Source organism: Leifsonia aquatica H1aii (assembly GCF_000633535.1).
GTDB classification, from domain to species: Bacteria; Actinomycetota; Actinomycetes; order Actinomycetales; family Microbacteriaceae; genus Leifsonia; species Leifsonia aquatica_A.
The window spans coordinates 1-22,313 of the sequence record NZ_AYMR01000001.1 but is presented as its reverse complement, the minus strand read 5'-3'; the positions used below and the strand labels follow the sequence as shown (position 1 = coordinate 22,313).

Here is a 22,313-nt window from a genome sequence, read left to right as displayed (position 1 = left end):
CCATGGCATCCAGCGCGTACAAACTCATCCCGGGCGATTTCACGCCCATACCCTCGCTCGCCCCCGAGCGGGTCGTCAACCTCCGCCCCGTGACCGCATTCTCGGGAGAAGTCGGTGCGGTCGGGGTCGCGGTGACCAGCGACGCCGACGTGCCGGACGGCGTCGGTCTCGACCGCGAGGCTCTCGCGCGCGTCGGCTTCGACGGCAAGCTGGGGCAGACTCTAGTGGTCCCGGGGCCCGCGCCGACGACCATCCTGGTCGGCGCAGGAGCAGCCGCCGACGTCACCGCCGCGACCGTCCGCGACCTCGCGGCGACCTTCGCCCGTGCCGCAACGTCCTCGGCCAGGATCGGCATGCGGCTCCCGGATACCGATCGAGTCGACGCAGAGACGATCGGCCGGGTAGCGGCCGAGGGTATTCTCCTGGGCCGCTACAGGTACAGCGAACTCAAGACCGAGCCGAAGACAGTCACGCTCGAGGCCGTCGAGCTGCTGGTCGACGCCGCCGACGTAGCCGGTGCGACGGCCGGGATCGCGCATGGTGTGGTGGCCGCACGCGCCGCCGCCGTCGCGCGAGATCTTGCGAACACCCCGCCCGGACACCTCACCGCCACCGACTTCGGCAACGTGGCGGTCTCCCTCGCAGAGAGCTTCGGTCTCGAGGTAGAGATCGCGGACAAGGCGAAACTGATCGAGCTGGGCTGCGGCGGTCTGCTCGGCGTCAACGCAGGCAGCGCCGAGGAGCCGCGGATGATCACAATCCGCTACACGCCGAACGACCCGTCGACGGGTCACCTCGCCCTCGTCGGCAAGGGCATCATGTACGACTCCGGCGGCATCAGCTTGAAGCCGTCCGACCCAATGCACCTGCTGATGAAGATGGACATGGGCGGGGCCGCAGCCGTATTCGGCGCGATGACGGCGCTGCGCGACCTGGGCTGCACCACGACGGTGTCGGCATTCCTGATGTGCACGGACAATATGCCGTCGGGTTCGGCCTACAAGCTCGGCGACGTGCTCACCGCACGCGGAGGGACGACCGTCGAGGTCAAGAACACGGACGCCGAGGGCCGCCTCGTCATGATGGACGGCCTCGTGCTCGCGGCCGAACAGAAGCCGGACGCCATCATCGATATCGCGACCCTGACTGGCGCAGCCCTCATGGCGCTCGGCCCGGCGACGGCCGCCCTGTTCGGCAACGACCAGGCCCTGGTCGATCAAGTCCGGAGCGCCTCCAGCCCCACGGACGAGCAGCTCTGGCAGCTCCCACTCGAGAAGAAGTACCGCAAAACACTGGACTCCGACATCGCCGACATCGCCAACCTTGGTGGCCCCTATGCAGGGGCCACCACCGCGGCACTGTTCCTCAGCGAGTTCGTCGACGGTCTGCCCTGGGCGCACCTCGATATCGCAGGAACCATGCAGTCCGAAGCGGATGACGGCTGGCGGTCCAAGGGTGCCACCGGCTACGGAGCGCGACTACTGATTGAAACAGCCATGACGTTTTCTCCCACCAGATAGGAGCGAGATCCCCTGATGATGCGCTCTCGGACGACATCGCACACCTCGGTGCCATCAGAAACCGCCTAGAGCATGTCTTGTAAGTGCCGCGTCCAAGCCATGACGGCGCTCAGAACGACGGCGGCTCGGTAGGTGGTGGCGCGCTTGCCGCAGCGGGCCCGACTCCCCGCCAATGCGTAAGGTGAACCATCTCCGGTTTGGTGCCGTTTCCTTTCGAGCGCGGAAGCAAGAAAGAGAACATGCCGAAGAAGATTCGGGAGGAGACCAAGCAGCGGGCGACGCTGATGGTCTTGGTCACCTGATGAGTATCCGAACCTGACAGCCGTGTGTTATCGAGGATGCTTGACAGCATTTCACCGCGCTGCGGTCGAGGCTATTCACGAAGTCGCACCTCAGGCTCTTGCGCAAACAGAGGAGCCCCTAGCCTCGACGGCGCAAGGCGTAGCAACGAGGCCCCGCGCAGACAGAGCGGCTACTGCCGTTCCTGGCAATGCCAGCGATAGTGTGACGATTGGAAGCGCCAGGACGAATTGGGCTCCCGTATTCGGAGCAGGCCAGCACCGCGACGACATCGCACATGGACGGCCTCGTCGTCCATGACAGCCGAAACGGATCCTCCATGCCCGGTGACTGGCGATGGCGGGCATGTCCGGATCAACACCATGACCGATAACGCAGCGGCTCCTCGCACATACAGCTAAACGATCGAGCTTCCAATCGACGTGGCCGAGGGTGACGTGCGCGCCCTCGCGGACGAGGGTTGGGCAGCCTGCCTGGGCGCGAGCTCGTCATGCAGGACGATGGCGTTAGGTTCCGGGTCGCTCTACCCGTTCGACCCATGGAGGTACTGGGTCGTGACCGTCCAGCCGATCGACTCCGGAAGGGCGGTGAATGGGAAGAACACGGCGTCGTCGTCGGTGCCGGTCAGCTGCACCATGGGGTTTGCGATATCGACGCCGTCGATCGGGTCGGTCTGGCCGATGTCAAACATGGACAGACAGCGAACCTGGCGAGACGCTTCCCCGCCCCGTCGCCGGTCTCGGGAGTCCTCAGTGATCTTCTTGACCGGCTACCCAGAAATCTTGAATCGCCTTCTCGCCACTTCGGACTCGGCACCCCTCGCCCACCACTGGCGGAATCCCACGGATGTGGATACTTCGGGACGCGGGGAGAAAATCAGGAGGAGGTTGTTCAGGCAGTACGTGGGGAAGGACCTGGACAAGCCCAAGAGCTTCCGCACTGGTCGCTCTCGGTGAGCTGCTGCACCTGGTCGGCGATCGAGGCCTGAAGGGCTAGTAGCAGGACCGACGTGCACGAGTCCAATTCTGGTATTGCGAAGTCCCCGAAAATCTGTAACGATAACTCTGTAACGATAACTCTGTAACGATAAACCTATTGTGAACTCTTGGTCGCAGCGCGGCCACGAACCGTCAACGAACTCGGAGCGGAGTGATTTCGGTGGAGACTTCCCCAGCAACGCCGGGACCTGCCGGTCTGTCGGGCGCGGCGGCTTCACCGCTTGCTGGATTCTTCGCGGATCCAGATCTTACGGTGGTGGGGGACCGCTACTTCCTCTATCCCACGACTGATGGCTTCGCCGGATGGGCATCCAACGGCTTTCGCGTGTTTTCGTCGAGCGATTTGGTCGACTGGGTGGATCACGGGACGGTGCTTCGCATGGAGGACGTGAGTTGGGCGTCGGGGTTTGCCTGGGCGCCGGCTGTTGTGCACCGCGAGGGCGAACATTTCCTCTACTTCACGGCGAACGAGGGTCAGATCGGTGTCGCGGTGGCCGATGACCCGTGCGGGCCGTTTATCGACTCCGGGCGCCCGTTGGTCGACGTGGGGGACTTCAGTGGCCGTGCCATTGATCCGTCCGTCTTCGTAGACAGTTGCGGAACGGCTTACCTGTATTGGGGAAACGGTGTGCTGCACGGGGTCCCGCTGAACGAGGATATGGTCTCCTTCGACCCGCACCAGGTGAAGTCGTGGGTGCCTGAGCAGTTCCGAGAAGCAGGGTGGGTGCACGTCAGGAATGGTGTCTACTATCTGTCTTGGTCGGTAAATGATACTCGCCACGCGGAATACCACGTCCGGTATGCAACCGGGCCCTCACCGATGGGTCCCTGGGAGGACCGGGGCGTGCTCCTTGAGGGTGACCCGACACGCGGCGTTCTTGCGACAGGTCATCACTCGATCCTTCGCATTCCCGTTTCAGACGACTGGGTGATCGCCTATCACCGCTTCGCGGTGCCGGATGGGGACGGAACCCATCGCGAGATCGTCTTTGACCGTCTACGCCATACCCCCGACGGACTGCTGGGACCAGTCGTCGCGGGAATCGAACCTCTTCGACTCACCCTGCAGGACCGCATCACATCACAGAAAAGGAAGCAATGATGCCTCGAAATCAACTCGCGCCCGCCGCCCGCTCCGCGCGGTCGACGCGCCGAATGCGCGTGATCGTCACCCTTGCCTCGGCGGCGGTGGTGGCAGTTTCCCTCGCTGGCTGCAGCCCGGGATCCTCCAACGGAGGCGGAGGAGGTGGCGACGGAGCTGGAGAGCTCACCTTCTTCTCCTGGGACACGAAGGAGGTGATGACGCCACTGATCAACGAGTTCGAAAAGGAGAACCCAAAGATCACCATCAAGTTCTCGTACGCGCCGCCGGTTCAGCAGTACACCGACACCCTGACGAAGCGCCTGCTTGCAGGCAACGCCGCCGACGTGTTCATCCTCGGCAACATCGTCGAACAAGCCGGCAACGGGTACGTGAAGGATCTCTCTGGCACAGCGGCTGCCAAGGCACAGTCCGCCCTCGGCACCAGGCTGAACAGCTACAAGGGCAAGGTCTACGGTATCTCCACCGCGGCGTTCGGTGCCGGGATCTTGGTTAACAAGGACATCCTCGCCAAAGTGGGGATCAGCAAGACCCCGCAGACGTGGGACGAGCTCCTCGGTGACATGCGCACCCTAAAGGCCGCAGGCATCAATCCGTACCTCGAAGGCACAGACGGCGTCCCAGCCCCCCTGCACGGCCTGATCGGCATCACCGACCCCGACCACACCCTGAACGAGCGGCTGGCGAGCGGGGCGACCACATTCGCGAAGGCATTCACGGGACCGATCTCGACGTGGGCGAAGATGTACGACGAGGGACTGGTGTCCAAGGACACGGCGGCGCTGAAGGGCCCGCAGGTGGAGAGTGAGTTCACTTCCGGGCGCGTCGCGATGATCGCGGATGGTTCCTACGCCATCGCCAACATCCGCAAGGCGATGCCGAACACGAACCTCGAGTTCTGGCCGATGCCAGGCGACAAGGCGGGCGTGTACAGCTGGACCGGGGCTCCCTCACCGCCGTACGCAATCAACGCGAAGGCGAAGAACCTGGTCGCTGCGCAGAAGTGGGTCGATTTCCTGGCCAGCCCTACCGGAGCGAAGCTGTTCAACGAATCGTCTGGTGCGATCACTACTACGAAGGGTTTCACCCCGAAGCTCGATCCCGCGATCAAGACGATGTACCCCGATGTCATTGCCGGCAAGGTGTGGCTCACGTGGACACCCTGGCCGGGAACCTCAAGCTCCGCCCTGGATGCCACTCTGCTGTCCAACCTCCAGAAGATCATTCTCGGCCAGCAGACCCCCGAGGGCACGACGAAGGCGCTCGACGAGCAGTGGGCGACGCTGAAGTGATTGGCTTTCCCCTAGCGCTCACTTCCGCCTGCTGACAACCAGGCAACCTTGAACCACCCAAGATGTGCGCGGTGCCGGCTCATCACCGGGCCGGCACCGCACACCACCTCGAAGGCGAGAATCCGATGACTTCAGGAACCGCGACCAATCTGGAAAGCACGATCGACCGCCCTCGTCTGCTCCGCATGGGACGGCGACCCACGGGGAGACTACGAGAGGCGCTCGCGTCGCAGGCATTCCTCATCCCCATTGTTCTGGTATTCGTCATCCTGATCGGGGTGCCTTTCGCGAGATCCGTGTACTACAGCTTCACGGACTGGTCCGGTCTGAATCCGATCATCAAGTTCGTCGGCTTCGATAACTACGTGCGGGTCTTCACCGACCCGAGCCTCCTGTCCGGCCTGAGCTTCACCATCGTGTTCGCTCTGGCGACGACAATCCTGATCACTGCTCTCGCCATCCCGCTCGCCGTGGTTTTGAACCAGAGCTTCTTTGGCAAGCGGTTTGTTCGCGCCATGTACTTTTTTCCGGCCATCCCCAGCGTCGCAATCCTGGGGCTGGTCTGGAACTTCATTCTCAACCCCCTCGGATCCGGGGCGCTCAATGCGGTCCTGAACAGCCTTTTTGGTGTGGCACCCATACCGTGGCTGGCAAACGCGACACTTGCGCAGATCTCGGTGATCCTAGTGGGCGTGTGGACCAGCACCGGATGGCATGCGATCCTTTACCTCGCTTACCTCCAGTCGATCCCCACCGACTACTACGAGGTTGCCCGCATCGACGGCGCCAACGCCCGGCAGAGCTTCATGAACATCACTCTTCCACTGCTGACCCCTGCGATCACCATCAGCACCGTCTTGCTCATGATCGGGGGACTCAACGTGTACGCCCTCCCAGAAACCCTCACCGGTGGTGGCCCCGGAGACGCGACGTACACGATCACCAAGACGATCATCACCAGCGGAATCGGACAAGCGAAGTACGGGCAAGCCTCAGCGCTCGGTGTCGTGTTCATGATCGCCGTCGGGATCGTGGTGATCGTGCAACTCCGACTCACCCGCGGATTTGAGAAGAGGACATCATGAACCGCACCCTGAAACGCAACAAAGTCCTCCTGAGCGTGGTGATGATCATCCTCGCCTGCCTGGTGGGCGCACCGTTTTACTACATAGTGGTCAACACCTTCAAGTCGCAGGCTGAGATGTCCACCAATCCGCTCGGCCTCCCACATTCGTTCACGCTAGAGAACTACATCAAAGTGTTCGAGACATCTTCGGTACCTCAGGCGTTCTTCAATACCCTTTACGTCACGGCGGCATCTGTCGCACTCATGCTGTTGATCGGATCGATGGCCGCTTTCGCGATGATCTACCGCCGCAGCAAGCTGAACACGGTCATCGGCGCGATCCTGCTGGTGTCGTTCCTGGTCCCGTATCAGACCACGATCATCCCGCTCTACCAGATGATCGTCGGAGTCGGGCTGGTCGACAACCTCACCGGCCTCATCGCGATCTATCTCGCCGGCGCCGTGTTCTGCTACTTCCTGATCATCGGATACATGCGCACCGTGCCGATGGAAATCCTCGAGGCGGCACGGATCGATGGGGCGGGACCGTTCCGCATCTACTGGCAGATCGTGCTCCCGCTGATCCGGCCTGTGCTGATCACGGTCGGGACGTTCCAGGTAATGGCTGTGTGGAACGACTACATCTCCCCGACCATCTTCCTTAGCTCCCCAGAGAACAACACTCTGGTCCTTCTGGCCTCGCAGGCGGTCTCCCAATTCACCACCGACTGGCCCAGCTTCATGGCCGTCGCCGTGATCGTCCTCATCCCAATGCTGGTCTTTTTCATCTTCGCTCAGAAGTACATCGTTAGTGGCTTGGTCAGCGGGAGTGTGAAGGGGTGACCGACAAGACCAACGTCAGCGGCCTCAGCGACCGCACCCACTCGGCGACCGCGCTGGTGTCTGAACAGCTGTCCCCAGGCATGATGGTGATGGGAGACCTCTTTCTGCCGACAGAAGTCAATGGCAATGCGGTGCGCTGGACATCGAGCAATCCTGCAGTGATCACCGCGACGGGCGAGGTTTCTCGACCCGACCCAGGAGCAGCAGATATCGCCGTGACCCTGACAGCGGCACGCCAGGCTGGGACGACCGAGTCGGTATCGGTGCTGGTCCCACCCTTGCCTGAAGACGAGCCGTCGTACGGCTACCTGCTCGTGCATTTCGTCGAGAGCGAGCACGACGACGGAGGGGAACAGATCTACTTCTCCCTCAGCGAGGGAGACGACCCGCTACGCTGGAACCGTTTGAACGGAGGACGCCCTGTCCTCACGAGCGGTCACGGGACCCACGCGGTCCGTGACCCCCACATAGTGCGTGCACCAGCAGGAGATCGGTTCTGGATAGTCGCAACCGATCTGAACGCACACGTCATGGGATGGCAAGACTCGCCTCGCCACGGAAGTCGCAGCATCGAGATATGGCGCAGCGACGACCTCGTTCACTGGGGCCCACAACGCCACGTGCAGATCTCCGAGGCCGCCGCAGGGATGACCTGGGCGCCAGAGGCCGTCTACAGCCCGGAACACCGCGCCTACTTCGTGCACTGGACGTCGACGCTCTACGAGACCGCAGACCATTCAGACGACCAACGCTCCAAGATCATGAGCGCATGGACCAGGGACTTCACGCACTTCACGCCCCCCCAGGTATGGGTCGATGCTGCCGACCTCGAAGGATTCTCCGGCGACCTCCTCGACTCGACGCTGGTGCGCGATCATGCGCACTACTACCGGTTCATCAAAGGCACCGCTCACGCAGTTCTCGCCTCCGACGGTACTCAAGTAGCCGACATCTTCGCCCAGCGTGCTCCTTCGATAGACACTCCATCCAAGGAGTGGAGAACCGTCGCGAACGGTATCACCCACCGCGCAACAGGCCACGAACCCTACGAGGGACCGCTGGTCTTCCCCGCTGGCCCTGACCAGTGGTACCTCTTCGCGGACCACTTCGGGCTCGACTTCCAAGGCTACGTCCCCTTCGAGGCCCACACCCTCGACACCGACGATTGGCGGGTGGTCGAACCTACCCGTAGCAACATCCCCTTCAACACCAAACACGGGGCCGTCCTGCCCCTCATGCGCAGCGAGTGGCAACGCCTATCTCAAGCCTCCTTTCACACCGGCAACAACAAGGACCTCCCCGCCACTGCCGAATCATCGCATCCGTTGGACACCGAGTGAGCGCAATCGCATTCGTGTATCGTTATAGATTGCCCCTTGTTCAGGTCTTCACAGACCGTCCAGGGTCGCTGCAGAGCTCGAGGAACAGGCAGGAGGTTCCCTGATGAATAACTCATTCGACGCGCTCCTGATGGCGTACTTCGAGAGCGAGCTTCTCACGGACGGTGAACAGATCCGCCTGGCTGTGACGGCCGGGCCCGAACCGACGACGTGGGTTCCCCTCGACGACGGTCGGCCGATGCTGCGATCGACGGTTGGTGAGAGAGGTGCGCGGGACCCGTTCCTCATCCGCGACACGCGGCGTGGTGTGTTCAACATCATCGCGACCGACCTTCGCGTGTTCCCCGATCAAGACTGGGACCGCGCCACGCGCGCTGGCAGTCGAAGTATCGTCGTGTGGGAGTCTGAAGACCTAGTGACATGGTCCGAACCGTGGCTGTGCGAGGTCTCGCCGCCAACTGCGGCAAACACGTGGGCGCCGAAAGCATTCTGGTCAGCCAGCGAACAGCACTGGGTCGTGCTGTGGGCGTCGGCACTCTATGACAACGATGACCGCACTAGCGCGACCTACCAGCGGATCCTGATGGCGACGACGGCGGACTTTCGCGAGTTTACCGCCCCCGTCGTCTACCTCGACCTCGGATTCAACGTCATCGACGTGACGTTCCTGGAGAACGAGGGCACTTGGTACCGCTTCTCGGCGACCGCACACGGCGAATACAGCCCGGACCTCGGCAACCACATCTTCATTGAGCAGGGACCCTCGATGCTGTCGGCCGACTTCCGCCCACTTGCCGTCGACGTCGGCAAGGGAGTCTTGGTTCGCGGAGAGGGGCCTGCCGTCGTCCGCAGCGTCAATGGCGACAGGTGGTATCTCCTCATCGATGAGTTCGGGCATCGCGGATATCAGCTCTTCGAAACCACAGACTTGGCCACCGGAAAGTGGGATCACCTGTCCACCGCCGTTCTTCCAGCCGGCGCGCGTCACGGATCGCTGCTTCCCATCACCCTCATGGAGAAGGCAAGACTGATCGAGGCGAACAGGCGCGAGGCGATCGCCTCGTCCACCGGCTCGCCACGAGGAGGTCGATGATGGTCACCGTTCACGATGTTGCCCGGGCTGCCCGTGTGTCGCCGATGACCGTGTCGAACGTGCTGAACGGATATCCGCACGTCAAACCCGCGACACGGGAACGAGTAATGGCAGCTGTGCGGGACCTGGACTATCGCGTCAACGTCGCTGCGCGTAACCTCCGTACCGGTCGCACGGGAACTGTCGGGCTCGCGATCCCCGAGGTCGACCGACCCTACTTCGGTCAGCTCGCGGCCGCGATCATCGTCGCCGCGTCGGAGCATCACCTGCAGGTCGCTATCGAGCAGACCGGAGCGTCCCGACAGCAGGAGCTGGAGTCACTGACCCTCTCCCGCAACCGACAGTACGACGGCCTTATCCTGAGCACCGTCGGGCTCGGCGCCTCCGACGTGGAACTGCTGCCCGCGGACTACCCCGTCGTCATCCTGGGGGAGCGGATCTTCGGGGGGCCGGTGTCGCATATCGGCATGCCCAACGTAGACGGCGCGAGAGCAGCGGTGGCCCACCTCATCGACTCGGGGTGCCGAAGGATCGCATTGGTCGACGGCAGCAGTGAAGATGAAGTCTCTATGTCAGGGCTTCGGATGCTCGGATACCGGCAGGCCCTCCAGGACGCCGGCCTGCCGTTCATCCCACAGCTCGTCATGACCCTCGACAGCTTCACCATGGAAGCCGGACGCGATGCCATCCGAGAACTGGTGCGTTCCGGGCAGCAGGTCGACGGCGTGTTCTGCGTCACCGACACCGTCGCCATCGGCGTGCTCCGCGGCCTTCGAGACGAGGACATCCCGGTTCCCACGCACGTCAAGGTCATCGGATTCGACAACATCCGAGAAGGCGAGTTCACCGTCCCGCGGCTTTCCACCGTCGATCCCGACCACACCTTGATGGCCCGAAAGGCCGTCGAATTACTCGTGCGAAGGATCGAGGCGAACGACCCCACGCAGGTCCACGAAGAGATCACCGCTCCTTACAAAGTGATCGTCCGGGAGTCGACCGGCTCCCCGCGGTAACATCCAGCCCGTCTCGCCGCCTCCCCGTCACGTGCGCCGCTGACGGTGTCGAGGTTTTCATAGGTGCGCGCACCCGACCTCAGAAAGAGAACACATGCCCGACGCCAACATCGTTGTCAGTCCGAACAATGTGATCGCGCCCGTCAATCGCCGCCTGTTCGGATCCTTCGTCGAACACCTCGGGCGATGCGTATACGGCGGCATCTACGAACCCACTCATCCCACCGCCAACGAAGACGGCTTCAGGATGGACGTCGTCGACCTCGTCAAAGAACTAGGCGCGAGCACGTTCCGCTACCCGGGTGGAAACTTCGTCTCCGGCTACCGGTGGGAAGACGGCGTCGGACCACGGGAATCCCGGCCGCGCCGCCGAGACCTTGCCTGGCATTCGCTGGAGACTAACCAGGTCGGAGTCGATGAGTTCGTCCGCTGGGCCGCTCTCAGCAACAGTGAAGTCATGATGGCCGTGAACCTTGGGACGCGCGGAATCGAAGCAGCGCTCGACCTACTCGAATACTGCAACGACGCAGGAGGTACGAGCCTCTCCGACCAACGGGCAGCAAACGGCTCCACCCAGCCACACAACATCAGGATGTGGTGTCTAGGAAACGAGATGGACGGACCGTGGCAAGTCGGACACATGAGCGCCGAAGACTACGGATCTCTGGCTTCTCGCACTGCAGCGGCGATGAAGATGGCGGACCCTGACCTCGAGCTGGTGCTGTGTGGCTCCTCAGCCTCGAGCATGCCCACGTTCGGCGAATGGGAACGCGTGAGTCTCGAGCAGGCCTACGACTACGTCGACTACATCTCCTGCCACGCCTACTACCAGGAACGCGGTGGAGATCTTGCAACGTTCCTGGCCTCCTCGCTCGACATGCAACACTTCATCACGACGGTAGTGACAACTGCTGACCATGTGAAGCACAAACTCCGCAAGACGAAAACGATCAACCTCTCCTTCGACGAATGGAACATCTGGTACCTCGATGCCGAGGCGGAAGCGAGCGCCGATCGAGCCCGCACCGATGGCCCCTGGCCCTACGCCCCCCGGCTTCTGGAAGACGTTTACACGGTCGCCGACGCCGTCGTGCTCGGAAGCTTGCTCATCACTCTGCTCAAGAACATCGACCGGGTCGGTTCCGCATCGCTCGCTCAGCTGGTCAACGTCATCGCCCCGATCATGACCGCCCCAGACGGTCCGGCATGGAAACAGACAACGTTCCACCCCTTCTCAACGACAGCCCGCCTCGCTGACGGGAAGGTCGTGTCCCCGGAGATCACCGTGGGAACCTACGACACCGCGGCCTACGGCTCCGTTCCGCTCGTGGACGCTGTCGCAACCTTTAACGAGGAGACCGCCCGCGCCGCCATCTTCCTGGTCAACCGTCACCTCACCGACGCACTCACCGTCACGATCGATGTTCACGAGCTCGCGGCAGCGAAAATCGTCGAGGCACTCACGCTCGCCGACGACGACGTCTACGCCACCAACACGCAAGACCACCCCACCCGCGTTACACCATCAACCAACGCGAACGTCCTGCTCTCGGACGGTGTCGTGACGATCACCTTGCCGCCTGTGTCGTGGACAGCGGTCTCTCTTGACGGTCAACGGCGAGGGTAGCCGATGAAGGCGGAGACCTCATGGCCAGCACGACGAAGGCCGCCGAAATCCGGTCCCACACAAAAGGCTCGTGCTGCGCAAAGCACCTAGCCCGGCATCAACAGAGGCGAGGCGGAAGAGACGCCGGAGCCGGAGAGAAGATGATGACGGACTACCAGACGTCGTAGCATGCGCGGGGGCGAGTTAGCGAGGTTCTCCAGTCGGATGACCATGCCAGCCATTCCCTTGATGAAGGATTCACGGCGACAGCGATTGCCGCGGCAGGCGCTTCCGAGACTTCGGCGACGATCTACGGCCAGAGGATGCTGTACTGGGCGCGGGTGTTGATCGTGTATCCGCCGATCTCTGCGATCGTCCCCAGATTGCGGCCGGTATAGGACGGCAGCGACGCGACATAGTTGCGGTTCGACCAGTTCTGCATCGCCTCAGCGGCCCCCGGGTCCAGTCGATGCTGAGCCGGGGCTCCTCCAGAGTAGACTCCTTCCCAGAGGGAGTTATTTCGGCGAGGCCGTGAGTGGTGCGCAAGACCCGGGATGCGGTGTCACGGATGACGGTTGTGTCTTCATCGGCCCAGCCGATACTTCTATGTCCGTCACGTCGACAACGCGGCAATCGGTCATTAGGACCGTCATGTTCCCAGATTGACTGGTGATGTCGGAGACCAACGGCCCCTCTCCCCGCTGGGATGGTGCGTCAGATGTTACGAACCGCGCGTTTCCGGACATTGCTGGATCTGATGAATGATTCGGTCGAGCCCCAGCTATGGGAGCGCGCACGTCAGAATGATGGCGAAGCGTTCGGACAGCTGTTCGACCTTCACCGCGTTCGCGTCTACCAGCGGGCACTCGGGCTAGTCGAGCACCGACACGCGGCTGAGGATGTCACCGCGACGGTCTTCTTCGAGCTCTGGCACAAACGCCATTCGGTCACATTGATGAATGGATCTGTGATCCCGTGGCTACTAGTCAGCGTCGTGAACGTCTCGCGCAACCTGCGCCGGTCCACCTCCCGGTATCGACGATTTCTGAACCGTGCGTCGCGTGAAGATTCGGTCGATGCGCCAGATGTGGAGGCGATCGAGACCCGGTAGCGCCTTGCGACGGCACTGAGGGAATTGTCGACAGTGGATAGCGCCCTACTTGTCCTTCCGACTGCCGGTCCTAGCTCATTCCCGGTTCTCCGTTCCGGGCTTTCGACGATAGTCATAGCGGATCAGATCCTTCCTTCGATGCAACACGGGATCGGCCGCCCCGCGGCCGGCGCCGCCCCGGGAGGAAGACACTTCGAGGCAGCACTGTGACGGGCCACGGTCTCGAGAGGGGTCGGGCAGGCTTCTAAGCAGGTCATCGAGGTGGGCCGGGTAGCGTCGGCCGCGCTCGCCCGGAGGACACGTCGAAAGCAAGGCCCGCACGAGGCCACCGGCATATCGGCCCACGACCGGGCGAAGACGACAACACCAACCCTGCCAGCCAGTCCCAGACCAGCCGAGTCCAGACTCACAGCAGCACATGTTCGCTCGCAAGCTCGGTCCGGTATTTCACGGGTTCGGCACTGCGCCCCTCCCACTTGCTCTCGATCTCTCCGCCGGACGGCAAAAAAGGGTTCTAATGAGACTGGTTGGTCTGGGACTGGCGGGTATAAGGACGTCCGACATTCGAATCTTCGAGCCGCATGTCCTGAGATCGAAAGCGTCCCCAAGGTCGATGACCTGGCACGATTACCAGCAACGTCACGGCAGCCGCTCAACAGCCTTCTACGCGAGCAAGCCAGCCGGGCCCCCTAAGCCGCATTTCCAACGGAAGATCCACAGCCTGGAATTCCTTTCTTGCCAGCCCATCGCCACCCCTATTTTGGGGTGGCAGAACCTCTACAGGCGTGATGAGAATTTCGATAGGAAAGAGGGGAAGCATCTCTCGCCGGACCCGACCCGCGAGCCGCTACCCGAACCGACGCTCGTCGAACACCCGTCACGACGCCCGCCGAGCGGACCCGGATGCCTCGTCCCGCATGGGGGATCGTCTTGCTTACCCGTATCCGCGCTCTCTTCGTGCGCCCGCGCGGCCGTCACTCGGCCGCCCGACTCACTCTCCGGACTCCGGTCAGCGTCGCCGCGGCGCTCGCGCTGGTGCTGCTCGGCTCGTCCGCGATCGGCGTCCAGGCGGCCAACGCCGACGACCTCGGATCCGGCGTCCTGAACCTGTCGAAGACGACGACGGTCACCGATGTGCAGCCCGGGCAGCAGTTCGTGTACACCCTCAACTTCGGCTGCTCGTCGACGACGACCGGGTGCGTGGACGCGACGATCACCGATCCCGTCCCGGCGCCGCTGATGATCGTCGGCACGCCCACGGTCGTCGGCGGCAGTGGCGCCGTCACGGTCGACGGCAGCACGGTGAAGGTCGTGTTCGGCGACCCCGTCCCCAACACCACCCCGGCGAGCACGGGCCTCGCCGCGGGCGCGACCGGCACCGTCCAGGTCATCGTCAAGGTGCCGGACGACGTCGCGAAGTCGTACGACACCAAGACGCTCACGAACACGGCGACCTTCACGGCGAGCAACGCGGCCACCGTGCAGGCGTCCGCGCCGGTGACCGTTCACGTCCCGGACGTGCTCGGCGCGACGGCCTCGAAGACCTGGACGCCCGCGTCGACGCAGTTCGCCGCCGGCGAGCACTCGACCGCCACGCTCAAGGCGTCGAGCACGTCGAACATCGACGCGACCAGCCTGACCATCGCCGAGCCCTCCGATCCGTCGGCTGCGGGCGGCGTGTACGACTTCTACGACTTCGCGGGCTTCGGCGCCGTGACCATGCCGGCCGGCGCCGACCAGGTGCAGGTCGTGGCCGTGACCGCGGGCGGCGACGTCCCGGGTCCGGTCGGTGCGACCCCGGCGCTGCCGTCCACGGTCGCCGCGGGTGACGTTCTCGGCCTGAAGATCGTCTTCAGCTCGTCGCAGGGCGGGGCGACCATCACCCCGAGCGCCAACGGATCCGTCGACGTCGTCTTCGCGCAGCGCGCGACGAACCGTCGGACGGGCGCCTCGCTCGTCGCCGGGGGAACCCGCGTCAACACGATCGCCTCCATCGTCAGCACGCCGAAGGGCGACGCCACCTCGGCTCCCGCCACGGCCTCGCAGGAGATCGCCCCGCTCACCGTGACCGTCTCCGCCGACAAGAGCTTCAGCGTTCAGCAGCTCCCGGCCGGGCAGTCCACCACGGCCACCCTCACCGCGACCAACACCTCCACCGGCCCGCTGACCAGCCTGTCGGTGCGGGAGCCGGGCAGTGGCACGTTCTTCTCCGACAAGATCTCCTTCGGCGGGTTCTCCTCCGGCGCGGCCTGGCCGGACGGCGCGACCGGCGCCACCGTCTCCTGGTCGGTGAACACCGGAGCGGCCCCCGCCGACTCGGCCTTCACCTCGTCGGGTCTGCCCACCACGCCGACGCTCGCACCCGGGCAGTACATCACCGCCTTCCAGGTGACCTACACCGGCACGATCGCCACCGGCGCGACGGCGAAGCTGCCGTTCCGCGTCGGCACGACGACGGACGCGGGCCCCGCCGGCTCCGGCTTCGTCACCTACCCGAACGCGGCGACCGTCACCGGCACCAACGCGGCCGGGACGGCCGAGGACACGGCGACCGCGAACCTCGAGGTGTACTTCCCCGAGGTGCTCCTGGCGCTCGACAAGACCATCACGCCCCAGACCGTGATCCCGGGCGGCGCGAGCCTCGTGCAGCTGTCGGCCCAGACGCCGTCCGGCACGAGCTCCGTGCGCCCGAACACTATCGTCGTGAGCGAGCCCCAGGACCCCACCGCCGCGCCGTACTGGAACGCGTTCGACGCCACCGCCATCGCGCCGACCTCGGTGCCGGCCGGATCGAAGCTCACCATCGAGTACACGACCGACGGCACGACCTGGAAGACGCTGACCACCGTCGACGCGACCTCCGGGGCGAAGACCTACTCGGCCGTGTTGGACGACGCGCTGCCGAGCGGCACCGGCCGCTCCGACGTGCGCGGTCTGCGCTTCACCTTCACCGACACGGCGGGCTTCGGCCAGGCGACCAACGTGAAGCCGGGCATCGTGTTCGTCGCGCGCGGCACGCTCCGCGACGGCACCGGGCCGACCAACCCGGGCACCTACCCGGCGCTCACCGCCTACGAGAACTGCGCGGTCAGCAGCGCGAGCGGCACCGTCAACGGCGGCGCGACCATCACGAGCCGCCCGGCCGTGGACTGCGCCACCGCGAACGTCCAGGCCACCGACGGCGGCCCCGGGCCGCTGATCGCGAGCAAGGCCTGGGACGGCACCAAGGTGCTGCAGGCCCAGTCCGGCACGACCACCGGCGTCACGCTCGGCTGGGGCACCCAGACCACCGGCGTCACCTCGATGGCCGTGCAGGACCCGGCGAGCCCGTCGCCCGTGTCGGCCAGCGTGTTCCAGGCGTTCGACCTGGTGCGCATCGACGCGATCACCCCGACCTCCACGGCGGGCGCGACCTACGACCCGCTGATCCGCTGGGACAAGGTCTCCAAGGTCGAGCTGTTCGACGGCACCACGTGGAACGACGTCACGTCGAAGGCCTGCACCAGCGCGAACGCCTGTGACGGCACCTTCCCCGGCTACACCCTGAGCACCGCCGAGCGCGCCTCGACCCAGGGCGTGCGCCTGACGTTCATCGAGAGCCCGAACCGCGCCGCGGCCATCGCCGCAACGGGCGACCCGATGGCCCCGACCGTGGGCAGCGGTGTGGCGAGCGCCTCCGCCGGGGCGTTCCCGGGCGCCGACGCGAACGCGCGCACCCTGCACCTCGACCTCAAGCTGCGCAACTCCGTGCGCGGCGGCGCCGCCACCGACTGGGTGACCGGAACCCGGGAGTACAACATCGCCGGATCGGCGGGCGCGGTCGACAACACCGTCCTCGTGCGCGGCATCCCGGCCACCGGCGCCCCGTTCGAGCGGACCGCGTCGGACCACGTCACGATCATCGACCCGACCTTCACCACGAAGACGACGAAGACCGCGAACCCGACGACGCTCGTCATCCCGCAGCCGGATGTGCCGGCCGCCTCGTACCCGACCACCGTCTACACGACGACGATCGCGAACACCTCCACCAGCAGCACCTGGCAGCTCCGGCTCAGCGACCCGATCGACTGCACCAACGCAACCTCGACGGCCCCGTGCGTCTTCGGCGCCTACGACCCGGCCGCGAACCCGCTGGACAAGCTGAACCTCACCAAGATCGCCGTGGACCTGAGCTCGGCGGCCGGGGTGCAGACCTCGCTCAGCGTCGTCTCGCTCCTGCACCGCGCCGACGACGGGACCCTCACGACGACGACGCACACGATCGCGCAGGCGACGGCCCTCACGGCGGCCCAGCTCTCCGACGTGGTCGGTGTCAGCGTGCTGCTGCGCGGCACCAACGCGCAGGGGGCCGACGGCACCGGCGCCACCATCGCGCCGGGGCAGAAGGCCGCCGTCACCCTGACGACGCAGCTGCGCCCGACCAGCCGGGCCGCCGGCACGGCGCCCACCGCCGGCGCCTTCGTCAACACCGTCTACGGCGCCCTGCACGACGACGTCTACCCGACCGTGCAGGCCGCGGACACGCAGAGCGCGTCCGTGACCCTCGCGAACGGCAATCTCGCGGTGGCCACGTCGAAGGCCTTCACTCCGACGAGCACGCTGCAGGCCAACCCGACGAACCCCATCCAGGTGAACCTGCGCGCCCGTTCGACCGGCACGCTCGCCCCGAAGGCTCTCGTCATCGAGGACTCGACCCCCACCTTCTGGAACGCGTTCACGCTCACCGGCTTCGCCATCCCGAACGTGCCCACCGGCGCCGACCGGGTGACGATCGACGCCCAGACCGGCCAGGGCGCCGGCGCGATCTGGCACCCCGGCACCGCGACCACGATCGCGACGGCCTCGCTGCCCTCCGGCACCGCCGCCGCCGATGTGACAGGCCTGCGCTTCACGTTCACGAAGGCGGACGGCTCGAGCTTCGCCGCCTCCAACAACGCGGACAACGTGCGCCTCAGCGTGAGCCTGCGCTCGCAGCTGCGGGACGGGTCCGGCCCGGTCGCCTCCACGGCGGTCAGCACCCCGATGCCCGGCGAGACCGCGGCGGGCACCATCACCGACACGGTGTTCGCCGACGCCTCCTACAACGAGGTGAAGGCCACGCGGGCGACCGCGACGGCGACCTTCACCGTCAACCCGGGCACTGCGGCCATCGCCGTCGAGAAGACGAGCCCCGGTCAGGCGGCCTCCGGCAAGGAGGTCAACTGGACCCTGCGGTTCAAGAACACCGGAACGGGATACCTGCCCAACCCGGTCGTGACGGACACCCTCCCGGCCGACGGCTCGCTGCTCTACGTGCCGACCAACGTGCCGATCTACAGCACATCGACGGGCGGCACCCTGCCGACCGACGCGGCGAAGGTGACCCGCACCTACGACCAGGCGACCGGAGCGATCCGCTTCTCCTGGCCTGCCGGTTCCCAGCTCGCCCCCGGTGAGACCTACAGCATCACGATCTCCCTGCAGATCAAGCCGGGACTCGCGCCGGCGACGGTCGCGACCAACCGCTTCGGCGTGAGCACCGACCGCGCGCTCACCGCCGGCGTCTGCACCGCGCTCAACCCGGGCAACGGACGCGGCGTGAGCTTCGCGAACAACACCTGCTCGACGAGCAACGTCGTGACCACCCTCTCGCAGGGCTCGTTCACCGCCTCGAAGGGCGTCCGCTCCGACAGCGGAGACGCGCAGAACATCAACAACCCGTCGCTGCCCTGCACCTCGGACGCCGACGGCTACTACCGCTACCCCTGCGCGGCGGTCAGCGCCATCGGCGACACCGACCACTGGAAGCTGGAGATGGTGAACGGCGGGAACGTCGCCGCCAAGAACCTCACGGCGGTCGACGTCTTCCCGTACCCCGGGGATGTCGGCGTGGTCGACCCGTCGCAGCGCGGCTCGGTCTACACGCCGCGCTTCAACGGCGACGTCGCGTTCCAGAGCTCGGGCGGCGTGGACGGCACCCGTATGGACTGGTACGTCACCACCTCCAAGACCCCGTGCACCAAGGAGATCACCCCCGGTGCGGGATCCTGCCCCGCCGGTTCGTGGTTGCCCTCCAGCGCGGTCGGCACCACCGTCGACGCCGGCGCGGTCACCGCGATCAAGCTGGTCTTCGACTTCAGCGGCGCGCCCGGTGCGGTGCTGCCGGCCGGCGGCGCGCTCAAGGTCACGTACTCGACCACCAACGTCCCGACCACCGCGGCGGGCGACGACCGGGCCCCGGTCACCGCCCCCGTGACCGGCGTGCGCGCCTGGAACTCGTTCGGCTTCTACCCGACGTACGTGTCGGGCTCGCAGCCGGCGGGACCGCAGGAGCCGATCAAGGCCGGCGTCATCCTCACCGGCGGTCCGCTGCAGATCACCAAGACGATCACCGGAGACGCCGCGGAGTACGCGCCGACCAGCTTCGTCGCCGACGTGGCCTGCACCGTCGAGGGCGTGAAGGTCGACCTCGGCAGCGCCTCCTCGGTCACGCTGAGCAAGGCCGGCGGCTACACCGCGCGCATCGACGGCATCCCGGTCGGCGCCTCGTGCGCCGTCACCGAGCACGGCGATGACGGGTCCTACGGCGAGTCGAGCCGCACCGTGACGCCGTCCAGCGTGGTCATCGCGACCGCGGCCGACGTCTCGGCGCCGGTCCCGGCCGCCCAGACGGTCGCCATCGCCAACGACTACGCGATGACGCAGCTCACCGTCACGAAGCACGTCGAGACCGCGGCGACGGCCGGATCCTTCGGGCCGTTCGACCTGACCCTGGTCTGCACCAGCGCGCTCGGCGCCTCCATCCCGCTCGCGGCGGCGGACGCGGCCTTCACGCTCGCCGACGGCGCTTCCCGCACCATCACCGGCCTGCCGGTCGGCGCGAAGTGCGTGATCAGCGAGACCGACGCCGACGGCGCCGCGACCGCCCCGAACCACGTCGGCATCGCGTTCGACGGGGCGGCCGAGACGGCCGGGGACTCGACGACCGTGACCCTCACCGGTGCGGACGGCGGCGACACCGCCGTGGTGAACAACCACTACGCGGCCGGCACCCTCACGATCACCAAGACCGTCGACGGCGACGCCGCGGGCGACTACGGCGACGGTCCGTTCACGGTCCATGCCACCTGCGTCTACGCGGGCGACCAGACCCTGTTCGACGGCGACGTGACGATCCGCGGCGGCGAGACGGTCACCGTCCCGGGCGTCTACCCGGCCGGCACCGTCTGCGCCGTGACCGAGACGGCGACCGGAGGGGCGACGGACAGCACCGTCGACCAGCCCTCCGTCACCATCCCGGGCGCTCTCGACGGCACCGTGCAGAACGTGACGGTCGACGTGACCAACACGTTCTCGGCCGGGTCGGTCACCCTCGAGAAGGTGCGCGACGGCGACGGCGCGGCCACCTACGGCGCCGGTCCGTTCACCGCGCAGCTGACCTGCACCTGGGTCACGGACGGCGTGACCCTCACCATCCCGCTGCCCGACGCGGGCCTGGTCGTCCTCGACAAGTCGAACGGCTACACGGCGACTGTCACCGGTCTGATCCAGGGTGCGCACTGCGACACGGCCGAGACGGCGACGGGAGGCGCGACCTCCGTCGCGATCGCCCCGGCCTCCGGCGTCACCGTGCCCGCGGGAACCCCGGCGACGGTGACGATCACCAACACCTTCGACACCGGCTCGCTGACGATCGACAAGAAGCGCGTCGGCTCGGGCGTCGCCCTCTTCGGCGCCGGACCGTTCACCGTCCAGGTCACCTGCACCTACGACGTCGACGGCGTGACCACGCTCATCGACCTCGGAGCGAAGGGCACCCTGGAGCTCTCCAAGGAGAACGGCTACACGGCCACCGTCGACGACCTGATCGCCGGCGCCTCCTGCGCCGTCGAGGAGACGGACGCCGGCCTCGCGACGTCCACGACCCTCGACCCCGCGGACGGCGTGGTCGCCATCCCGAGCGGCTCGGCCGCCACGGTCACGGTGACCAACCGCTTCGACATCGGCCACCTCGCGGTCGCGAAGTCCGCCGACCGGCCGACGGCCTCCGTGGGCGACACGATCGTCTACACGATCGTCGTCACCAACGACGGGCAGATCGACGCGGTGGACGCCACCGTGAGCGACCTCCTGCCGCGTGGCCTCCGGGTCATCAGCACGAGCCCGGCGGCGACACTGACCGCCGGCAAGCTCACCTGGAAGATCCCGGCCCTCGCCGTCGGAGCCTCCACCTCGTTCACGGTGACCACCGTTCTCGACGAGCCGATCGACACCACCAACCGCGCGACGGTCACCACCCCGCCCGGACCGTGGACCCCGTCGACCGGCGAGGGCAGATGCGGTGACGCGGGGGAGGCCTGCGCCGTCGTGCGCGACTCGCATGCAGCGGGCGGCCTCGCCAGCACCGGCTCGACCCAGGGTGCCGGAGTCCTGTGGGGCATCGGGCTCCTGGTCGCCGGCGCCGCCGGACTCGTGGCGACGCGCCTGCGCCGCCGCCCGCGCCGCGGCTGAGGCCCGCTGGGACGACACCGCTGCGGCGGGATGGGGCGACATCCCCGTCCCGCCGCGGTGGCGACGAGGCCCGCGAGCCGTGACCTCGTCGAGCCGCGTGCGGCCGTCGTGTACAACCCGAGCAAGGTCCGCCTGTCCGCCCTGCGCACCGCGGTGGCGGCCCAGGAGAAGAAAGCGGGCTGGCCCGACATTGCTATGTGGGCGTACACCACCATCACCGGCAACTCGGGCAGCCTGGCCGCCGGCATGAGAGTCGTGGCCGTCGCCATCGTCGACGGCGGCCTGCTGGCAGCCGTCGTGAGACGCCCCGCGGGCGGGGGAGGTCGGCCGACCTCGCCTTCAACTGCGTCCTCCACCGGACCCGCTTCGGTGCCGCGGGGGTGAGTCGGTGAACGTGAACGTGCCGGGTGGGACATGCATCCGGTCCACGTGCCTGGTATGAGATGATGCCAGGACATTCCACGCGTCGTTGGAGGTGTTGCTTCGAGCGAGGGGGAGACCGTGTTGACGAGGAGGGAGCGTCTCGGTGTAGGGGG

The 22,313-nt window shown here is 65.9% G+C and carries 15 protein-coding genes; 12 read left to right on the top strand and 3 right to left on the bottom strand.

Annotated elements, in window-relative coordinates; translation table 11 throughout:
- The first annotated feature begins 2 nt into the window (after positions 1-2).
- The gene (locus U870_RS0100065) at positions 3-1,520 is read left to right on the top strand and encodes a leucyl aminopeptidase (RefSeq protein ID WP_025155382.1); all 1,518 of its coding nucleotides are present in this window, start codon (positions 3-5) and stop codon (positions 1,518-1,520) included.
- A 109-nt stretch (positions 1,521-1,629) separates the two neighbouring features.
- On the opposite strand, the gene U870_RS24180 is transcribed toward U870_RS0100065, so the two are convergent.
- Complete coding sequence (locus tag U870_RS24180) at positions 1,630-1,818, bottom strand: hypothetical protein (RefSeq protein ID WP_162819056.1); 189 nt, start codon at positions 1,816-1,818, stop codon at positions 1,630-1,632.
- A 525-nt stretch (positions 1,819-2,343) separates the two neighbouring features.
- On the bottom strand, positions 2,344-2,511 hold the full coding sequence (locus U870_RS24175; protein ID WP_162819055.1) for a hypothetical protein: 168 nt from the start codon (positions 2,509-2,511) through the stop codon (positions 2,344-2,346).
- Positions 2,512-2,978: 467 nt separating this feature from the next.
- Between U870_RS24175 and U870_RS0100055 the strand changes: the two genes are divergently transcribed.
- From U870_RS0100055 to U870_RS0100020, 8 genes are all read left to right on the top strand, one after another.
- Complete coding sequence (locus U870_RS0100055) at positions 2,979-3,920, top strand: family 43 glycosylhydrolase (protein WP_240183595.1); 942 nt, start codon at positions 2,979-2,981, stop codon at positions 3,918-3,920.
- On the top strand, positions 3,920-5,212 hold the full coding sequence (locus tag U870_RS0100050) for an ABC transporter substrate-binding protein (RefSeq protein ID WP_205288697.1): 1,293 nt from the start codon (positions 3,920-3,922) through the stop codon (positions 5,210-5,212). Before U870_RS0100055 ends, U870_RS0100050 begins: the two co-directional genes overlap by 1 nt.
- Before the next feature lie 125 nt (positions 5,213-5,337).
- Positions 5,338-6,297, top strand: a complete 960-nt coding sequence (locus U870_RS0100045; protein ID WP_025155379.1) for a carbohydrate ABC transporter permease — start codon at positions 5,338-5,340, stop codon at positions 6,295-6,297.
- Entirely contained in the window at positions 6,294-7,121 is an 828-nt protein-coding gene (locus U870_RS0100040) for a carbohydrate ABC transporter permease (protein WP_025155378.1), read from the top strand. The genes U870_RS0100045 and U870_RS0100040 overlap by 4 nt, the downstream gene beginning before the upstream one ends.
- The gene (locus U870_RS24170; RefSeq protein WP_162819053.1) at positions 7,118-8,461 is read left to right on the top strand and encodes a glycoside hydrolase family 43 protein; all 1,344 of its coding nucleotides are present in this window, start codon (positions 7,118-7,120) and stop codon (positions 8,459-8,461) included. The genes U870_RS0100040 and U870_RS24170 overlap by 4 nt, the downstream gene beginning before the upstream one ends.
- A gap of 103 nt (positions 8,462-8,564) precedes the next feature.
- Entirely contained in the window at positions 8,565-9,554 is a 990-nt protein-coding gene (locus tag U870_RS0100030; RefSeq protein WP_025155376.1) for a glycoside hydrolase family 43 protein, read from the top strand.
- A complete protein-coding gene (locus tag U870_RS0100025; RefSeq protein ID WP_205288696.1) occupies positions 9,551-10,567 on the top strand; it encodes a LacI family DNA-binding transcriptional regulator in 1,017 nt (338 codons plus the stop codon). The genes U870_RS0100030 and U870_RS0100025 overlap by 4 nt, the downstream gene beginning before the upstream one ends.
- A gap of 94 nt (positions 10,568-10,661) precedes the next feature.
- Positions 10,662-12,194: an alpha-N-arabinofuranosidase gene (locus U870_RS0100020; protein WP_025155374.1), complete on the top strand. Its 1,533-nt coding sequence runs from the start codon at positions 10,662-10,664 to the stop codon at positions 12,192-12,194.
- Positions 12,195-12,483: 289 nt separating this feature from the next.
- On the opposite strand, the gene U870_RS24995 is transcribed toward U870_RS0100020, so the two are convergent.
- Positions 12,484-12,615 (bottom strand): hypothetical protein, encoded by a 132-nt coding sequence (locus U870_RS24995; RefSeq protein WP_275886594.1) that lies wholly within the window; start codon positions 12,613-12,615, stop codon positions 12,484-12,486.
- A 276-nt stretch (positions 12,616-12,891) separates the two neighbouring features.
- On the opposite strand from U870_RS24995, the gene U870_RS23450 reads away from it, so the two are divergent.
- The 3 genes from U870_RS23450 to U870_RS0100005 all read left to right on the top strand — a co-directional run bounded on the left by U870_RS23450 (position 12,892) and on the right by U870_RS0100005 (position 22,161).
- Positions 12,892-13,284, top strand: a complete 393-nt coding sequence (locus U870_RS23450) for an RNA polymerase sigma factor (protein WP_162819052.1) — start codon at positions 12,892-12,894, stop codon at positions 13,282-13,284.
- A 930-nt stretch (positions 13,285-14,214) separates the two neighbouring features.
- On the top strand, positions 14,215-21,777 hold the full coding sequence (locus U870_RS0100010) for a DUF5979 domain-containing protein (RefSeq protein ID WP_240183594.1): 7,563 nt from the start codon (positions 14,215-14,217) through the stop codon (positions 21,775-21,777).
- Positions 21,778-21,834: 57 nt separating this feature from the next.
- Complete coding sequence (locus U870_RS0100005; protein WP_025155372.1) at positions 21,835-22,161, top strand: hypothetical protein; 327 nt, start codon at positions 21,835-21,837, stop codon at positions 22,159-22,161.
- Positions 22,162-22,313: the final 152 nt, after the last annotated feature.